This is a genomic window from bacterium, from assembly GCA_030019025.1.
Classification (GTDB): domain Bacteria; phylum Hydrothermota; class Hydrothermia; order UBA1063; family UBA1063; genus UBA1063.
In genome coordinates this window covers 1-15,906 of the sequence record JASEFR010000034.1, presented here as the reverse complement: position 1 = coordinate 15,906, position 15,906 = coordinate 1, and the positions used below count along the sequence as shown (strand labels likewise).

The window sequence follows — 15,906 nt, the reverse complement described above, 5'->3', positions numbered from 1 at the left end:
CAAAAGAGTAGGGTCGAGAATGATAAGGTGATCTGGCTCATAGATATTTGAACGAACTGGCAGTTCATCCTCTTTTTCTGCGATCCTTGTAAAGGCTACAACCGGGGCGCCTCTTCGCTCTACGCCAAACTGAGGAAAGGATTGGGCATATTTACCTACTTTAAAGGCAGCATCAGCGATGATTTTTGAAGCTATAACAGCTCCTTGTCCACCCCTTCCATGGGTACGTATCTCAACCATCGAAACCTCCTTGGTTTAAAAATAGTTTAATCCTAAAATTTTGTGTGTTCAATTAATCAAGGCTAAATGCTTAATGTAAGTAAGAATCATACTTGGGTTTATTTTTCAGGTTTGTGGGTTTATAATCTCAATAAGAAACAGAGGAGTTGGATATGGTAGAGATTAGATGGCACGGAAGAGGTGGATTAGGTGCAAAGACAGCTGCTTTGCTTTTCGGGGAAGCTATGATGCATTCGGGTATGTATGTTCAGGCTTTCCCCGAGTATGGGCCAGAAAGGAGGGGAGCCCCGGTTACTGCCTATAATCGTATTGATGATAAGCCGATTAGAATACACTATGGTGTCGAAAATCCCGATGCTGTATGTGTTCTGGATCCCACTTTGCTTACCACCGACCAAGTTAAAGAAGGGGTAGATGAGAGTACAGTGTTCATTGTAAATTCTTCCTTAGATCCTAAAGCCATTAAAGAAAAATATGGGCTTCCGGGTAAAGTTTACACTGTGGATGCTTCAGGTATATCTGAAGAAATTCTCGGGCGTAATCTTCCTAATACACCGATGCTCGGCGCTTTGATTCGTGTTTTGAATCTTATGGATTTTGAAAAATTCGTTGAGGCTGTTGAATCAAGGCTAAAGATGAAGTATAAACCCCATGTGGTTGAAGGCAATATAAAGGCCATTCACAAGGCCTACCAGGAGGTTAAGGGTTTATGAAAAAGAAAGGATGGAAAGAATTACCTGAAGGCGCAATTATAGAAAAAGTTCCCACATCCCAGGAGTTTAAAACAGGGAGTTGGAGAACCCAAAAGCCTGTCTGGGATCCCAATAAATGCACGAATTGCTTCTTGTGCTGGTTGTATTGCCCGGATTCTTCAATAATTTTGAAGGAAGTTAATGGTGAGCCGAAGGTTTCGGGAATTAACTATGACTATTGTAAAGGCTGCGGAATTTGTGCTGAAGTTTGTCCACCGAAAATAAAAGCGATACATATGGAAAAGGAGGAGTTTTAAATGTCTGAAACTTTGAAAGTAAAGCAGGCTTTAACCGGGAATGAGGCTTTTGCATTTGCAATGAAGCAAATCAATCCCGATGTTGTTGCAGCTTATCCTATTACGCCAGCAACTGAAATTGTGCAAATCTTCTCAAAGTATGTAGCTGATGGTGAGGTAGATACTGAATTTGTCGCGGTAGAATCTGAACATTCTGCTATGTCTGCCTGCATAGGCGCTGCGACGGCAGGTGCAAGGGTTATGACAGGAACATCTTCACAGGGGCTGGCGCTTATGCACGAGGTGCTTTATATAGCGTCAGCTCTTAGACTGCCTATAGTTCTTGCGGAAGTTAACAGGGCTCTTTCCGCACCCATTAATATTCACTGTGATCACTCTGATACCATGGGATCGAGAGATTCTGGATGGATACAAATTTACTGTGAGAATGCAAATGAAGGATATCATTCCCTGATTCAGGCTGTAAAAATTGCTGAGACGATAAATCTCCCTGTTATGGTAACGCTTGATGGTTTCATAATAAGTCATGGAATGGAGGTTGTGGAGACCCTTGAGACCGATGTAGTGAGGCAATATCTGGGAAAACGGAAGCCACTGTACAATGTCCTCGATTATGAAAATCCTATAATGGTAGGTCCACTTGATCTCACAGATTACTACTTTGAACACAAGCGGCAGCAGATCGAAGCGATGAAAAAGGCAAAGGATGTTATTGAAGAGGTTATTACTGATTACAACAAGCGTTTTGGTTTTGATTTTCCCGTTTTTGCTGAGGCTTACAGAATGGAAGACGCGGAATATGCGATTCTCTCAATGAGTTCTGCAGCTGGTACAATGAAGGAGGCTGTAGATGTAATGAGAGAAAAGGGCGAAAAGGTTGGCCTGGTCAGATTGAAAGTGTTCAGACCATTCCCTTATGAAGTGCTTCAGGAATTCTTTAAGAATGTCAAAGCGATCGGTGTGATGGACAGGTCGGATTCTGTGAGCACAATGGGAGGGCCGGTTTTCAATGAGGTAAGGTCTGCACTTTATGACCTTGACACACGTCCAAGAATTATGAATTTTGTCTTTGGGCTGGGAGGCAGGGATTTTCCGCTTAGCGATGCACTTTACATTGTTAATCGCGTAAAGGAACTTAAAGAAGGTAAGACTTTAGATTTTGTTGAGTATGTTGGCGTAAGAGAATAGGAGGAAAAAGATGGCAGACAGTTTCTCTTTAAGTTTAAAAGAGCTTGCCAGGAGAAATAAAAGCCTTGCACCGGGTCACAGAGCCTGTGCAGGTTGTCCTTTCCCTGCGGTCGTAAGAATGACTCTGAGCGCATCTGATTACCCTGTTGTCGTGGCCAATGCGACTGGCTGTATGGAAGTTACAACCTCGATATTCCCCTTTGGAGCGTGGCCTGTGCCTTGGATTCATAATGCTTTTGAAAATGCTGCTGCAACAATTTCCGGTGTAGAAGCAGCCTACAAGGCACTGGTGAGAAAAGGGGTGGTTCCAGCTGATAAGAAAATAAAGTTTATTGCCTTTGGCGGTGACGGTGGCACCTATGATATCGGTCTTCAGTCCCTCTCTGGAGCGGCCGAAAGGGGCCATAATTTTCTTTACATTCTTTATGACAACGAGGGATATATGAATACAGGAATACAGCGGTCAAGTTCAACGCCTTATGGCGCAAGCACTACAACCTCGCCAGCAGGAAAAGTTTTGCACGGTAAATTACAGCATAAAAAACCCATTGTAGATATAATGGCTGCTCACGGCATACCTTATGCTGCGCAGGCGTCGGTTAGCCATTGGAATGATTATGTAAAAAAGGTGAGAAAGGCTCTCTCTATCGAAGGACCAACTTTCATAGCGGTTTATTCTCCCTGTGTTCCGGGTTGGGGGTACCCCGAGAACAAGAGTATTGAAGTTGCAAAAATTGCTGTTGAGTCAGGTTTTTGGCCGCTGTATGAAGTTGAGAACGGATATTATAAAATTAATTATAGGCCAAGAAATCCCGTTCCAATTGAGGAATTTTTAAAATCGCAAGCAAGGTTTGCTCATCTGCTCAACTATCCTGAAGCAATAGAGGAACTGAAGAGATTCATACAGGAAAGATGGAAGTTCCTTGAATTTATGGAAAAGAGAAGGGAAATAGATGGGGTAACTGAAAATGTTTAAGAAGGTGTTGGTCCCCGTAGATTTCAGCCCCGCTTCACACACTGCTTTAAATTATGCTATTGAGCTGACACGTGGAAAAAACCAGATAGTACTAATTCATGTTTTCCCATCAAAAATTAGAGAAATGGTCATTTTTTACGATGTTCCAGAGAGGGTGAAGTCTCTCGAGATGCAGGTAGAGGAACTTCGGGAAAGGGCAGCCTCAGAACTGGAGAAAATGGCAGAATCCTTAAGTAAAAAAGGAATTTCCGTGAAGTCTATCTTCCTTGAAGGAGAACCAGCGCAGGCAGTGATAGAGGAGTCTTCGAAAGGGTATGACCTCGTTGTGGTAGGGATCCCTGCTAAAAAGGTCCAAATTGCAAACACATCCTACACTATTGTAAAGGGTGTTAAAACGAATTGTCTCGTCGTAAAAGAATCAAGAGCCAAGTTTACACTGAAAAAGGTACTTTTTGCTGCTGACTTTTCTGAGGTTTCAAAAAAGGCTTTTAAGGAGTTTGCCCTTAAGTTCAAGAAAGAATTTAATGTTGAAATGACGGTTTTGAATGTTTTTGAACTGTATCCTCTACCATATGTTGAGCATGGGGCGACATGGCTGCTGGGTGATCTTGAACAGGTAAAGAAGAATCTGGAAAAAAGGCTGATATCAGAATATGAAGGGAAAGGTATCAGCTATTCTGTGATAGAAGGTGCGGACGCGGGAATTGAGATTGTTGATTTTGCGGATAAGGGAAAATATAATTTAATAATACTCACACGGGAAGAAAAGAGCTGGATGGAGAAGGCGTTCTTGGGCTCTGTTTCAGCGAAGGTTGTGAAGTTAACGAAGAAGCCGGTATTAATTTGCCAAACCAAATTAGATGATTAATGTTAAGCGGGTGTAGCTCAGTTGGTAGAGCATCAGCTTCCCAAGCTGAGGGTCGCGGGTTCGAGTCCCGTCACCCGCTCTCTTCTGATGGAGGATAGTCTTGAGTCTTATTGAGGAAATTTCTCAGAAATACAAAATCTCGCCAGAATTAGCAAAAGTTCTTGTAGAAAAGGGTGTAAGGAATCTTGATCTTGCTGAGGCAACGTTTAATCCAGTGCTTGACAATTTGCAACCACCATCGACCCTTCCCGATTTAATTCCTGCCGTTGAGAGAATATTGAAAGCTGTAGGCAAAGGCGAAAGTATTTTGATTTTTGGACATGAAGACGCAGATGGTATAACTTCAACGGCAATTATGATAAAAACTTTAAAAGTTCTTGGATCAAACCCATATCATTACATCCCGTCAAAGAAAAACGAAGCGTACGGACTAACAAAGTCAGCGATTGATTACATAAAGGGAAAATACAACCCTACGCTTTTAATTACTGTTGATTCGTGTACTTCATGTTTTGAAGGCGTCGAGTATTGCAAGGAGCAGGGTATAGATGTTATAGTGACAGATCACCACGAAGTGAAAGAGTCTCTTCCCAAAGCTCTTGTAGTAAACCCTAAGATCGGCGGTGATTCCTTCCCTTACCTCGCGGGATGTGGTGTTGCCTTTAAAGTAGCGTGGGAACTTCTTTCCTTAAAATTTGGTTGGGATTTAGATCGTATTAAAGAAGAGATACCAGAACTTTTCATCTTTGCTGCGATAGGGACGCTGGCGGATCGGGTTCCCCTCTTTTGCGAAAACAGGATTTTCTATGAAGAAGGCAAGAGGGCATACGAATGGTATAGAATGAATTTCGTCAAGGCTTTTGAAGAGATTCGTAGGCAGAATGGGTATTCTAATGAGAGACCCACGATTGAGGAACTTATTCCTATAGTTTCCTCGGGAAAGTCTGTGAATGGTGAAAACGCAGGGGTACAACTGTTGCTATCTGAAGATGTTGCTTCCGCTGAAGAGATTCTTAGGCCTCTTTGGGAAGCATCCACCAATTGGCAATCGAAGGCTCAGGCATATTTGGAAAAAGCAAAAAGTTTGATTAAGGTAGTTAGAGATTACATTGCCATAGACCTTAAGGATGCAGAGCCTCAATATATTGGATATGTAGCAAGTCAACTGAAAGATGCCTTTAATGTGCCTGTTATTGTGATGGGACGAAGAGAAGATGGTATAGTCGTGGCAGAAGTTAGAGTTCCCTATGGTTTCAATTCCCTTGATATGCTAAACTATTTAAGTGACCTCTTTATTGATTACGGCGGTCACAAGCCAGCCAGTGGTTTCAGCATGTATGAGCGAGACATTCCTGAGCTTTTTGAGCAGATTGAAAATTATTTTAAGCTCCATCCTTTTGAAAATGTAGATCTTTTCTATGATATTTCTTACAATAGAGTTGAAGATAGCAAACTGGAAGAGCTACATAGGCTTGGTAGTGTGGGCGTTGAGGTTAGGGCACTCTTCAATTCGGTTAAGATTGGCGAACTTAGAGAATCGGTTAAAAAGTACCCTGTTATTGACCCTGAAAATCTTCTTGACCTATACTATGACGATGTGGAAGTAAAAGTTCTTTTAGTCACTTCATCAAATGGATTCAGAGTGGATAAATTAGTGCGCGCTTAATTTTTTAATGTGATCGTATCCAAGGCCTGAAATCTCGAAAAGTTGATTTTCTAACTTTCCAAAGACCTTTCCTGGTCCTTCGAGAACTTCCCCAATTTTTGCAACGCCCGGAAATTCTATCTCGTCCTTCGACGAGAAACAGACTTCATATTCTTCACCGCTGGAAACAAGAGCAAAGTAAAAGTCTTCCTGATTTTTGAAATAGTTAAGTTCTTCTACGTATGGAATGTTCTCTAAATCTATTACAATATTAACTTTTGATGCCTCCGCTACTCTTTTAAGGTCGATTCCAAGTCCATCAGAGATGTCTATTGCACCACCGAGATCATACTTGGATTTTAATTCTTGAATTTCCTTAATTCGGGGTACCGGATGCGCAACTTTTTCTCTCAGCTTTTTGAAGATTACCTGATCTTTGTGAAAGTTTTTAAGTTCTCTGAAAAAATAGTAGACTCTGCCAATGTCTCCGGTGATATATACTTTATCACCGGGTCTAAAGTTATTCCTTCTCAAAATGTAATCTCGTCTCACAATCCCCAAAACAGTGGTCGTAAGCCTCCAACGGGTTCCATGAACAATATTGCCACCGCCTATGGAAAAAAAGAATTCATCTTGTAAAATTTTTATCCCATCGTAGATTGACTTGATGCTTTCCAGCTGTGGTTCAGGTATTTCAAGGTCTATGAGGATAGTAACCGGTTCTCCTCCCATTGCAGCAATATCTGATAGTGCTCCTGCTACCGCTCTGTATCCTATTTCCTCAAAGGTGAGAATTTCCTTTGTAAAGTGGACATTTTCTAAGCTTGTATCTACTGTAACCAGATAAGCAAGGTCACCGTAAGCCGAGATGGCGAGGGTATCGTCACCGTTGGGTATAATTAAATTATCTTCTCTTCCCCAATACTTTGAGAGAATCTTGAGTAGTTCGTCCTCATTCATTTTTTTCTGACTTTTGATAAAGTTTAAATATTAATTCTAACTTGTCTAAAAAGGCCTTTGCAACATCAGGATCAAATTGCTCACCCTTCATATCATTTATGTATTCGGCTGCGTCATGAAAAGACCAGGCAGATTTGTAAGGCCTATCGGAGACCAGAGCGTCAAATACATCTGCGACCTGGACAATTTTTGCTTCCAGCGGAATTTTATCACCAGTAAGTCCGTAAGGGTAACCGTTCCCGTCAAAGCGCTCATGGTGGTATAGAGCTATATTTTTAGCCATTTTGAAAAGTGGATATTTTGATTCTCCAATTATTTGTGCACCGAAAATGGTATGTTTTTTCATTAGTTCCCATTCTTTTGGGTTCAGACGATCAGGTTTGTTAAGAATATAATCCGGGATTGCCACTTTTCCTATATCGTGCATAGGACTTGCGTACAAAATCAACTCAGAAAATTCGCGAGATGTATTTAGCGTCCTCGCAATTAAAAAAGATACTTTAGAGATTCTTTTTATGTGATCACCTGTCACTTTATCCTTGAATTCTGTAGCGGTTAATAGCATGTATATTGATTCTAATTGAAGCTCTTTCAGCTCTTCCATAAGCTTGGCGTTCTGTATAGCTGCTGCTGCTTGAGAGGCAAAAAATTTCATCAATTCTATTGTTTCTTCTTTAAAAGGGACTATTTTGTCGTCTTCTCTTGCATTCACCAGTTGTAAGACTCCAACTACATCTCCATTGGAGGCAACCAGGGGCATCGTGAGTGAAGATTCTACGATGTAATCGATTCCAGAAAGGGCAACCATATCAAAAGAAAATCCCTTTTCGTGTGCGCTTTTTCTGTCCGGGAAATGCAATATCTCTTTTGATAAAGCCGAATACCCAGACAAGCTGTTTTTTGACAGTGGAATTTTTTTAACCGAAAATATGTCAAGAATGTCGTCAGCCAAAGATTGTTGTTTTAATACTCTGTTTTTTGAAACCTTAAAGACAAGGTAATCATCCTTTAGTATGTATATTGTTCCGTCATCGCATTTTGCGAGTTCTATCGCTTCGTCCACTATTTTTTCCAAAAGCTTGTTAGTGTCTGGTTGAGACGAGAGCGATATTCCTATTTCATACAGAATCTTATAAATTCCATAGTCATTCATATGCATAAATCTAACGGAAATAGTTTGGCTGTTCAAATTAGAGATTTTATCATTATCACTAATGGAAATTTTAAAAGAAAAGTATGATGTGATTGTTGTTGGAGCGGGGCATGCAGGTATTGAAGCTGCTCTTGCTGCTGCAAGAATGGGTGGAAGGGTTTTGGTTATCACAATAAATATTGACCAGATTGGACAGATGTCCTGTAACCCATCCATAGGTGGACTTGCCAAGTCGCATCTGGTAAAAGAGGTGGATGCACTGGGTGGAGAAATTGGTGTTGCTGCGGATGAAACCGCAATTCAGGTAAAACTTCTTAATACCTCCAAGGGCCCTGCAGTCTGGTCATTAAGAAGTCAGAACGACAGGAAAAAATACAGGGAAAGAATGAGAGCCGTCCTGGAGAATGAAAAGAATATTACAATAGTGCAGGACGAGGTTATTGAGATTCTTGTAGAAGGAAGAAAAGTCAAAGGCGTCAAAACAAAATCGGGAATGGAATACTATGCCCATTCTGTTGTTGTGACCACTGGAACCTTTTTGAATGGCATAATACATATAGGACTTGTTTCTTTCGCCGCAGGAAGAGCGGGGGAATTTCCCTCCGTTGAACTTTCAAAGAATTTGAGAAATCTTGGATTTAAGCTTGGCAGATTTAAGACAGGAACATCTCCAAGAATTGATATTAGAAGCGTAGATCTCTCAAAGATGGAAATTCAGGAAGGTGATAACCCACCTCGAGGTTTTTCCTTTAGAAACCCGATACTTGAAATTGAACAGTTACCATGTTATGTTACAAGAACTACACCTGAAACTCACAAAATAATAATGGAGTCCTTAGCCTTTTCACCTTTATACACCGGGAAAATTGTTGGTATAGGTCCAAGATATTGCCCATCCATTGAGGTTAAGGTGGTTCAATTTGCTGAACGCGAGTCACACAGGGTAATACTTGAACCAGACGGAAGAGACACCTTTGAGTACTATTTAAATGGAGTTTCTACATCAATACCCGTTGAGTATCAATTGAGGATGTTGAGGAGTATTCCCGGCCTTGAGAACGTTAAGGTTCTGAGATGGGGTTACGCAATAGAATACGATTACGTTTTACCTCATCAACTTTATCCTACGTTGGAGTCCAAACTTATAGAAAATCTCTTCTTCGCAGGTCAGATTAATGGAACATCTGGCTATGAAGAAGCGGCGGCACAGGGTATAATGGCTGGAATTAATGCGCTTTTAAAAATAGATGGTAAAGATTTCGTCCTTTCAAGGTCCCAAGCTTATATTGGTGTTTTGATAGACGATCTTGTAACGAAAGGGACTGAAGAGCCTTACAGGCTTTTCACTTCCCGCGCTGAATTTAGGTTGGTATTAAGGATGGATAATGCCTGCGATAGGCTCATGAAATACGGTTACAATTTGGGACTTATCAAGGATTTTGATTATCAGCAGTTTTTAAAACAGAGAGAAACTTGGCTGGGTTTAATAGAAAGGCTGAAGAATATTGCTTTAAGGCAAAGAGAATTTAATCAAAAGCTTGAGAGTATTGGAAAACCCGGTTTAGAAAGTTCTTTATCCGCTTATGAATTGTTAAAAAGGCCAGAATATAATTTTGATGACCTTGTAAAACTGGGTATTGTTGAGGATTATCCTTTTTACATTAAGGAGAGGGTGGAAACGGAAATTAAATATGAGGGATATATTAAGCGAATGGAAAAGGAAATTGAAAGGTTTCGAGAACTTGAAAGGTTTAAAATTCCGGAAGATTTTGATTACGATCAAATTCCGGGAATTTCAAAGGAGGCTTTATCTAAATTGAAAACCATAAGACCACAAAATCTTGCTCAGGCCTCAAGAATTTCTGGTGTCAACCCGTCGGATATCATGGTTTTATACTACTATTTTGAAAATTTGAAGGCTAAGAAGAAATGAGAGACCCTTTAAAATATGCCTTTACCCTTTTAAAGTTCCGCTTTAGAACGGAGAAAGAACTCAGGATGAGGATGAAGCAGAAGGGATTCAGCGAGAAAGAAATTGAATCTACCGTATATTTTCTGAAAGAAAAGGGGTATTTAAATGAGCATCTTCTTGCAGAGGAACTTGCAGAGAAATACCATTCTAAAGGCGTTTCCCCGAGAAAGATAGGGAGAATTTTAAGAAATTTGGGTGTGGGTGATGGAGTGGTTAATGAGACTTTGCAAGCATTAGAAGTTAATGAGGAGACCTTAGTTAAAGTAGTGGAAAAATTTACCGGTGGCCTCAAGAAAGTGGACAAAAAAACTCTAAGACGAATCGTAAATAAATTTGCGTATCTCGGATATAGTGCTCAAGAGACCTTCGATTTTTTGAGAAAATATGGGTTTGAATTAGATTTCTCGGAGTTCTCTGAGTAAAAAGATAGCGCCAACGGTAGCTGCGAAGTGATGGGTGAAAAATCTCCAAATTATGACAAATACGCCAAGAATTTCTTTATCCATGTAGTCTTTGAATATGAATAGACCAACGCTTTCGGCTATCCCCGTTCCGCCCGGTGTGGGTGTCCATAAAAGGCCTCCCTGAATTAAGGATTGGAATGAAAAGGCTCGCCCAAAGTCAATAGGGGAGTTAAATGAGTAAGAGAGGAAAAAAGGTATTAAACAGATGGAAAGATGAGTAGCAAAGGATGAAAGCATTGCTAAAAAAAGTATTTTTTTATTGGAATTTTTAACAAAGGCAATTGTGGTTTCTCTGAGGGAAAAGATCTCTTTAACTATTCGTTCGCTTTTTAAAATTTTCTTTACCAGGTTTGGTAAAAACAATGCAACGGAGTAGAGAAGAAGGATACCCACAACAAGGATTGTGGCATAGACAATAATTCCCCTAACAACTCCAGATGGTGGGGGCCATATATACTTTAATGAGATTAATACAGCAATTAAAATTGTTGAATAGCCAATAAATCCACGAGCGGCTAAGAGCGCTGTTGACCTTCCTAATCCAATTTTCTTTTTGTTTAAAAGCATGATTTGAACGGGAAGGCCGGCAACCTGAAAAGGGGAGACAGCTGCCAAAAAAATTCCTATGGTTATTACTTTAATTGCAGTAATTAGGTCCATTTTGTGCTCACCTATGCTATAACTGGCGAGGGTGAATCTCAGTCCATCAAATACCACGTACGAAATCCATGATAGCAAGGCAAGGAGCAAGTAGGAGAACTTTGCGCTTTTTAAAGCGTAAAAAGTTTCTTTTGAGGTAGTTTTCAAAAGAACAGCAAGCAAAACAAGAACTATAAGACTTATTGAGATTATCAAGTTCTTCTTTGTCAAGCCTGGAATTTTCACGTGGATATTATACCCTCAAAGTGTCGGCATTACAAAGAATGCTTGGCAGAAAAGTTGAGGTGTAGTGTAGCTCGCTGAGGGATTTTGCAGAAGCACCATGAAACTATTTCTATTTATTTGAAAGGTGATTTCTCCAGAGAATTAAAACTATTTTGCTGATTTTTGTTTTAAACTCCTTTTGTGTTGAGGTCTTGTCCAGTACTTTCGTATTTAGATTTTCAGCTGCATTTACTTACTGCTTTTAGGTTTGTTTTCAAACCCTTTAAATTCTGATGATAGATGATTTTTATAAACCTTTTGTTGCTGTGTCAAATGGGGATCCGCACTGTTTCTTAGAAGTACCTTGACCTTTCAGGCTGTGGCTAATAGCGAAGATGTCTGTTTAGTTCAGCCTTTACTATAGTGATGCTCTATGTCTATCTTTATTTTCCCGCCCGCTTCCACCTGACAAGCCAGCTCCTAACTTGAATGGACCTTCCTTAGATTTATGAAATTATAGGCTGTGTCCGGAAGTCTCCCTCTTTACTTTTGGATTAAATAAATTTTATGAAGGGGGAACACTTCCGGCAGATTATTTTAGGGACGCCGGAATTTTGACTCCGCTTATAATTTTAAAAGCCTCAAGGTTAAATTCTGCGTTATAGGATTTAACTATAGGGCTAAAGAGTGTAATAAGACTTTCGGAAAATCAGGTGCAGGTTGTTCTCGATTCAGTTATACCACCGGGGGGATCTTATAAGGTCCAACTTTGTTGATTTGACATATTTCCAGCCAAGCTCTAAAGGAAAATTGAAGTTTGTTTTCCCACTTGATTCCAGCGGTAGTATGAGTGACGACGATCCGAATCGGATGAGGGCTTCAGCTTAGAAGGAGTTTATCAGACTGCTCTTATCATATGATAATTCGCATTAGGCAGGGATTTTTGATTTCGCAGGTAGTTATGAGGATGAAAATTGAGATGGTATAGATGATTATTATATGAAAGTTTTGCTGGACTTTGTTTAAGTTTTAGACACCGTCGAGCTTTTTGCTGCAGCTGATAGCGCCACCACTCCTCTCTATTTGTCACATTGGTATCTCCTTGATTGTCTATATAATAGGAGAGAGTGTGGTTATGACCATGCAATCCTTGTGCTAACTGACGGAGAAAACAACGAAAGCTATCATATCACCAGTAATAGTATAATTACTAAGGCGGTTAGGTATAGAATACCTATCAATGCGACTGGACTTGGAGATACCAGCCATATTTATTTTAGTGAGTTAAAATAAATTACTCATTCTACAAGTGGCCTTTTCACAAATGCTTTTGATGCCAATGCTTTGGAAAATTTTTTACTGCTTAGCCAGGTAGTTCTGAATGCCCATCTGCTTTATCTGGTCAAGTTGTTCCTCTATTTCATCAATGTGACCCTCTTCATCTCTAAGTATAGATTCAAGAAGTGTCTTCGTTCCATTATCTCCGAGTTCGGTACACAGCTTGATTGCTTTGTTGTAAGCCTCAATGGCATCATACTCGGCTTGCCAGTCATTTTTGAACATTTCTTCAACAGTAGAACCAATGGTAATCTTTTTTAGCTTAGTAACTGTTGGATCACCTTCCAGGAAAAGAATTCTTTTTATAAGCATTTCCATGTGTTTCATCTCAACCTTTGCCCTGTCTTCTATCATTTTGTTAAGCTTTTCGTATCCCCAGCTTTCACACATTTCAGCATGCACAATATACTGATTTATTGCCGTAATTTCATCGGCCAATAGGTCATTTAGCACTTCCAGTATTTTTTCATTTCCCTTCATTTTTACCTCCTTTCTAACATAAGTTTAAAGATTGAGCATTGGATTTGCAAGGGTTTTAAAAACTGGCTTTCGGGATTAATATATTGATAACAACATGGATCGGGTGTCCAAAATCAAGTTGCTTATAGAATCAGCCAGATACGATTTATGCGGTGATTGTTTCCTTTCAAAAGAAGTAAGGAGAATTAAGGATCTTTATCATACTCGATGGATTTATCCCGAGCTCTTACCTGATGGGAGAAGAGTTCGCCTCCTAAAGGTTTTACTTTCAAACTACTGTGAGAATGACTGCGCTTACTGTTCAATTTCCAAATTTATGGACGTGAGAAGGGTATCCTTTACTTCGGAAGAACTTGCAGAAATTTTCGTAAATCTTTATCAGAGAGGTTTAGTTAATGGTTTATTTCTTTCGTCGGGGGTAAAGGGAAATCCTGAGAGGACCATGAGGGAACTAATTGATACAGTGTGGCTTTTGAGAAAAAAGTATCATTTTAAAGGTTATGTGCATCTTAAAATTTTACCCGGCGTTTCGCTTCAGACCGTTGAAGAAGCTGTGAGGTTAGCTTCACGGGTTTCCGTCAATCTGGAAGTTCCTAACGATGCTTATTTAAGGAAGGTTTCTTCAAAAAAGGAACTTGCTAATGATTTGCTGGAAAAACTTAATAGGATTTCAATAATCAAAGAGAGCCAACGGGACATACTGAAGGACGGATTTACAACGCAGTTTGTTGTTGGGGTTGCCGAAGAAACTGATTTTGAAATTTTGCAAACGGTGGATAGACTCTATCGGAAACTGAGACTTTCAAGAGCTTATTACAGTGCTTTCCAACCTATACCTAAAACTCCTCTACAGAACAAACCTCCTACAAATTTGGTGCGGGAAGTGAGGCTGTATCAGGCAGATTACTTAATAAGGAAGTACGGATTTACCTTAAGTGAGCTCAATTTTGATATTAGAGGTTTTCTGAGCCTCACAAAGGATCCGAAAGAGTTATGGGCTTTACAACATCCAGAATTTTTCCCAGTAGAGTTAACCAAGGCTGATTACTTCAAACTTTTAAGAGTTCCTGGAATTGGGCCGAGAACAGCGAGATGGATTTTAAAGAAAAGGAAAGCCCTCTCAACATACCAAATATTAAATGCTCTAAAATTTTATCCAAATTTGAGGAAGGCGCTTCCCTACATAGCTATTAAGGGTAAAAAGCTTGGAAAGTCTGCCTTGCAAGGCGAGCTTTTTCTTGGCGAGACGCAGGAGGTTTAGATCATGAAGATATTGATTTATTTATTGATCGGGATGCAAAGTAATCCGCTTATAGACAAAGCATATGAAGTGGGAGTAGGGGAGTGGGCTAAGTTTGTCTGGGATTATTCCACCCCTGTTGATAGAATTAACTTTAATGAGGAAAACTTCTTAAAGCACTTCCTGGCAATAAAAATAAATATGGAAAGGCTCCCATGGGGCAAGACATTATCTGATGAGCTAATATACCACTATGTAATTCCACCGAGAGTTTCTCAGGAGCCCCTCGAGAATTTTACCTGGCTCTATAAAGATACACTATATAATCTGGTAAAGGATTGCGAAAACATGAAGGAGGCGATACTCAAAATAAACGAGTGGTGTTTTACTCACATGGAATATAAACCTACTGCACCATGGGATCAATCAGCAACGGCTACCCTTAAAAGAGGTTTTGGAAGATGCGAGGAAATGACAATCCTTTTTATGAAAGCCCTTAGAACAGTGGGGATTCCCGTTCGCTACGTTTACACACCCTGGTGGCCATTTACCGAGTCTAACCATGCATGGGTGGAAGTTTGGACTGAAGAGGGATGGAAATTCCTTGGCTCTGCGGAACCAACGGACTTAAATTTTGCCTGGTTCCGAGAACCCTCAAAGAGGGCGGGAATAGTACTTGCGGTAGCCTTTGGCAATGTTAAAAGTTCATCCGATGAAGTGCTTAGAAAGTACAAGAATTATACTTTGTTGAATGTGACGAGGAATTATACCAATCCCTTTGTTTTGAAAGTGAAAGTTTTTGATAACGGTCGTCCCGCAAAGGATGTATCTTTTTCTGTGAATGTTTGGAATTATTCTGCCTTTGTGCCTGTTTATGCCTGCAGTTTGAGTAATGGAATGGGAACTTTCACCCTTGGAAGAACGGATTTTCTGCTCTACGCGCAAAAGGGCAGTAGAAGGGCCTTCTACTTTTTAAGGCCAGAGGAGGATACCGTTGAGGTTAGTCTGGATTTAGTTAAAGACTCAGAAATAGACACTCTGTTTGTGTTAAGGACGGTGCGGACGTCGCCAGATACGGATAGAGCCCGGTATTTACCAGATTTAGAAACTCTACAACATGCAAGGAAGAGATATTTCAAAAAACTGGAGTTTCCCTTTGTGGATTCAGTTTTTGATACCGTTTTAATAAAAATTTTCAGCGAATCAAGGGGGAATTGGCAGACTTTATGGAATTTCTATAGGAATCACAGGGATAAAAGGGAGTCTTTTAAGAACTATTTATCCAGATTTGAATCAAAGGACCTGGTAATGCTTGATACAGCAGGGCTTTATGAAGAATTTTCTTATGTGGATAGTGCAATGAAACTGACAAGGGCTCCACAACCCCTTTTGGATAGTTTTTGTATTCCCCCATGCGTTTACTATGAGGAATTTGGGTTTTACCGAAAGACTTTATTTGAGAAATTTAGATCCATTTATGATGAAAAAACCTTTGACCGGGCTTTTCTA

15 protein-coding genes and 1 tRNA gene are annotated in these 15,906 nt (G+C 40.1%); 11 read left to right on the top strand and 5 right to left on the bottom strand.

The window, feature by feature from the left end; translation table 11 throughout:
- The coding region (locus QMD82_07885) for a 2-oxoacid:acceptor oxidoreductase family protein (GenBank protein MDI6851834.1) at positions 1-240 on the bottom strand (240 nt) is incomplete at its 3' end.
- 152 nt (positions 241-392) lie between these two features.
- On the opposite strand from QMD82_07885, the gene QMD82_07880 reads away from it, so the two are divergent.
- The 7 genes from QMD82_07880 (at position 393) to QMD82_07850 (ending at position 5,947) form a co-directional block, all read left to right on the top strand.
- Positions 393-953, top strand: a complete 561-nt coding sequence (locus QMD82_07880) for a 2-oxoacid:acceptor oxidoreductase family protein (protein ID MDI6851833.1) — start codon at positions 393-395, stop codon at positions 951-953.
- Positions 950-1,249, top strand: a complete 300-nt coding sequence (locus QMD82_07875) for a 4Fe-4S binding protein (protein MDI6851832.1) — start codon at positions 950-952, stop codon at positions 1,247-1,249. Before QMD82_07880 ends, QMD82_07875 begins: the two co-directional genes overlap by 4 nt.
- Complete coding sequence (porA, locus tag QMD82_07870; protein ID MDI6851831.1) at positions 1,250-2,437, top strand: pyruvate ferredoxin oxidoreductase; 1,188 nt, start codon at positions 1,250-1,252, stop codon at positions 2,435-2,437.
- Between the two features lie 10 nt (positions 2,438-2,447).
- The gene (locus QMD82_07865) at positions 2,448-3,413 is read left to right on the top strand and encodes a thiamine pyrophosphate-dependent enzyme (protein MDI6851830.1); all 966 of its coding nucleotides are present in this window, start codon (positions 2,448-2,450) and stop codon (positions 3,411-3,413) included.
- Positions 3,406-4,281 carry a universal stress protein gene (locus QMD82_07860; GenBank protein MDI6851829.1) on the top strand — a complete coding sequence of 292 codons (876 nt, stop codon included), beginning with the start codon at positions 3,406-3,408 and terminating at the stop codon, positions 4,279-4,281. The genes QMD82_07865 and QMD82_07860 overlap by 8 nt, the downstream gene beginning before the upstream one ends.
- Positions 4,282-4,287: 6 nt before the next feature.
- Positions 4,288-4,360 (top strand) — tRNA-Gly (locus QMD82_07855).
- Between the two features lie 21 nt (positions 4,361-4,381).
- On the top strand, positions 4,382-5,947 hold the full coding sequence (locus tag QMD82_07850) for a DHH family phosphoesterase (protein ID MDI6851828.1): 1,566 nt from the start codon (positions 4,382-4,384) through the stop codon (positions 5,945-5,947).
- Here the strand turns inward: QMD82_07850 and thiL are convergent.
- Entirely contained in the window at positions 5,933-6,886 is a 954-nt protein-coding gene (gene thiL / locus QMD82_07845) for a thiamine-phosphate kinase (protein ID MDI6851827.1), read from the bottom strand. The two genes, QMD82_07850 and thiL, sit on opposite strands and share 15 nt — an antisense overlap.
- Positions 6,879-8,075 carry an HD domain-containing protein gene (locus tag QMD82_07840; protein MDI6851826.1) on the bottom strand — a complete coding sequence of 399 codons (1,197 nt, stop codon included), beginning with the start codon at positions 8,073-8,075 and terminating at the stop codon, positions 6,879-6,881. The genes thiL and QMD82_07840 overlap by 8 nt, the downstream gene beginning before the upstream one ends.
- A gap of 25 nt (positions 8,076-8,100) precedes the next feature.
- Between QMD82_07840 and mnmG the strand changes: the two genes are divergently transcribed.
- Positions 8,101-9,972 carry a tRNA uridine-5-carboxymethylaminomethyl(34) synthesis enzyme MnmG gene (gene mnmG, locus QMD82_07835; GenBank protein MDI6851825.1) on the top strand — a complete coding sequence of 624 codons (1,872 nt, stop codon included), beginning with the start codon at positions 8,101-8,103 and terminating at the stop codon, positions 9,970-9,972.
- The gene (locus QMD82_07830) at positions 9,969-10,433 is read left to right on the top strand and encodes a regulatory protein RecX (GenBank protein ID MDI6851824.1); all 465 of its coding nucleotides are present in this window, start codon (positions 9,969-9,971) and stop codon (positions 10,431-10,433) included. The genes mnmG and QMD82_07830 overlap by 4 nt, the downstream gene beginning before the upstream one ends.
- Here the strand turns inward: QMD82_07830 and QMD82_07825 are convergent.
- On the bottom strand, positions 10,407-11,360 hold the full coding sequence (locus QMD82_07825; protein MDI6851823.1) for a lysylphosphatidylglycerol synthase transmembrane domain-containing protein: 954 nt from the start codon (positions 11,358-11,360) through the stop codon (positions 10,407-10,409). The two genes, QMD82_07830 and QMD82_07825, sit on opposite strands and share 27 nt — an antisense overlap.
- A 1,335-nt stretch (positions 11,361-12,695) precedes the next feature.
- On the bottom strand, positions 12,696-13,157 hold the full coding sequence (gene bfr / locus QMD82_07820) for a bacterioferritin (protein MDI6851822.1): 462 nt from the start codon (positions 13,155-13,157) through the stop codon (positions 12,696-12,698).
- 94 nt (positions 13,158-13,251) lie between these two features.
- Here bfr and QMD82_07815 point away from each other — a divergent pair, with 94 nt between their 5' ends.
- Together QMD82_07815 and QMD82_07810 are read left to right on the top strand one after the other, a co-directional pair.
- A complete protein-coding gene (locus QMD82_07815) occupies positions 13,252-14,418 on the top strand; it encodes a putative DNA modification/repair radical SAM protein (GenBank protein ID MDI6851821.1) in 1,167 nt (388 codons plus the stop codon).
- 3 nt (positions 14,419-14,421) lie between these two features.
- A partial coding sequence (locus tag QMD82_07810; GenBank protein MDI6851820.1) for a transglutaminase-like domain-containing protein occupies positions 14,422-15,906 on the top strand: 1,485 nt, incomplete at its 3' end.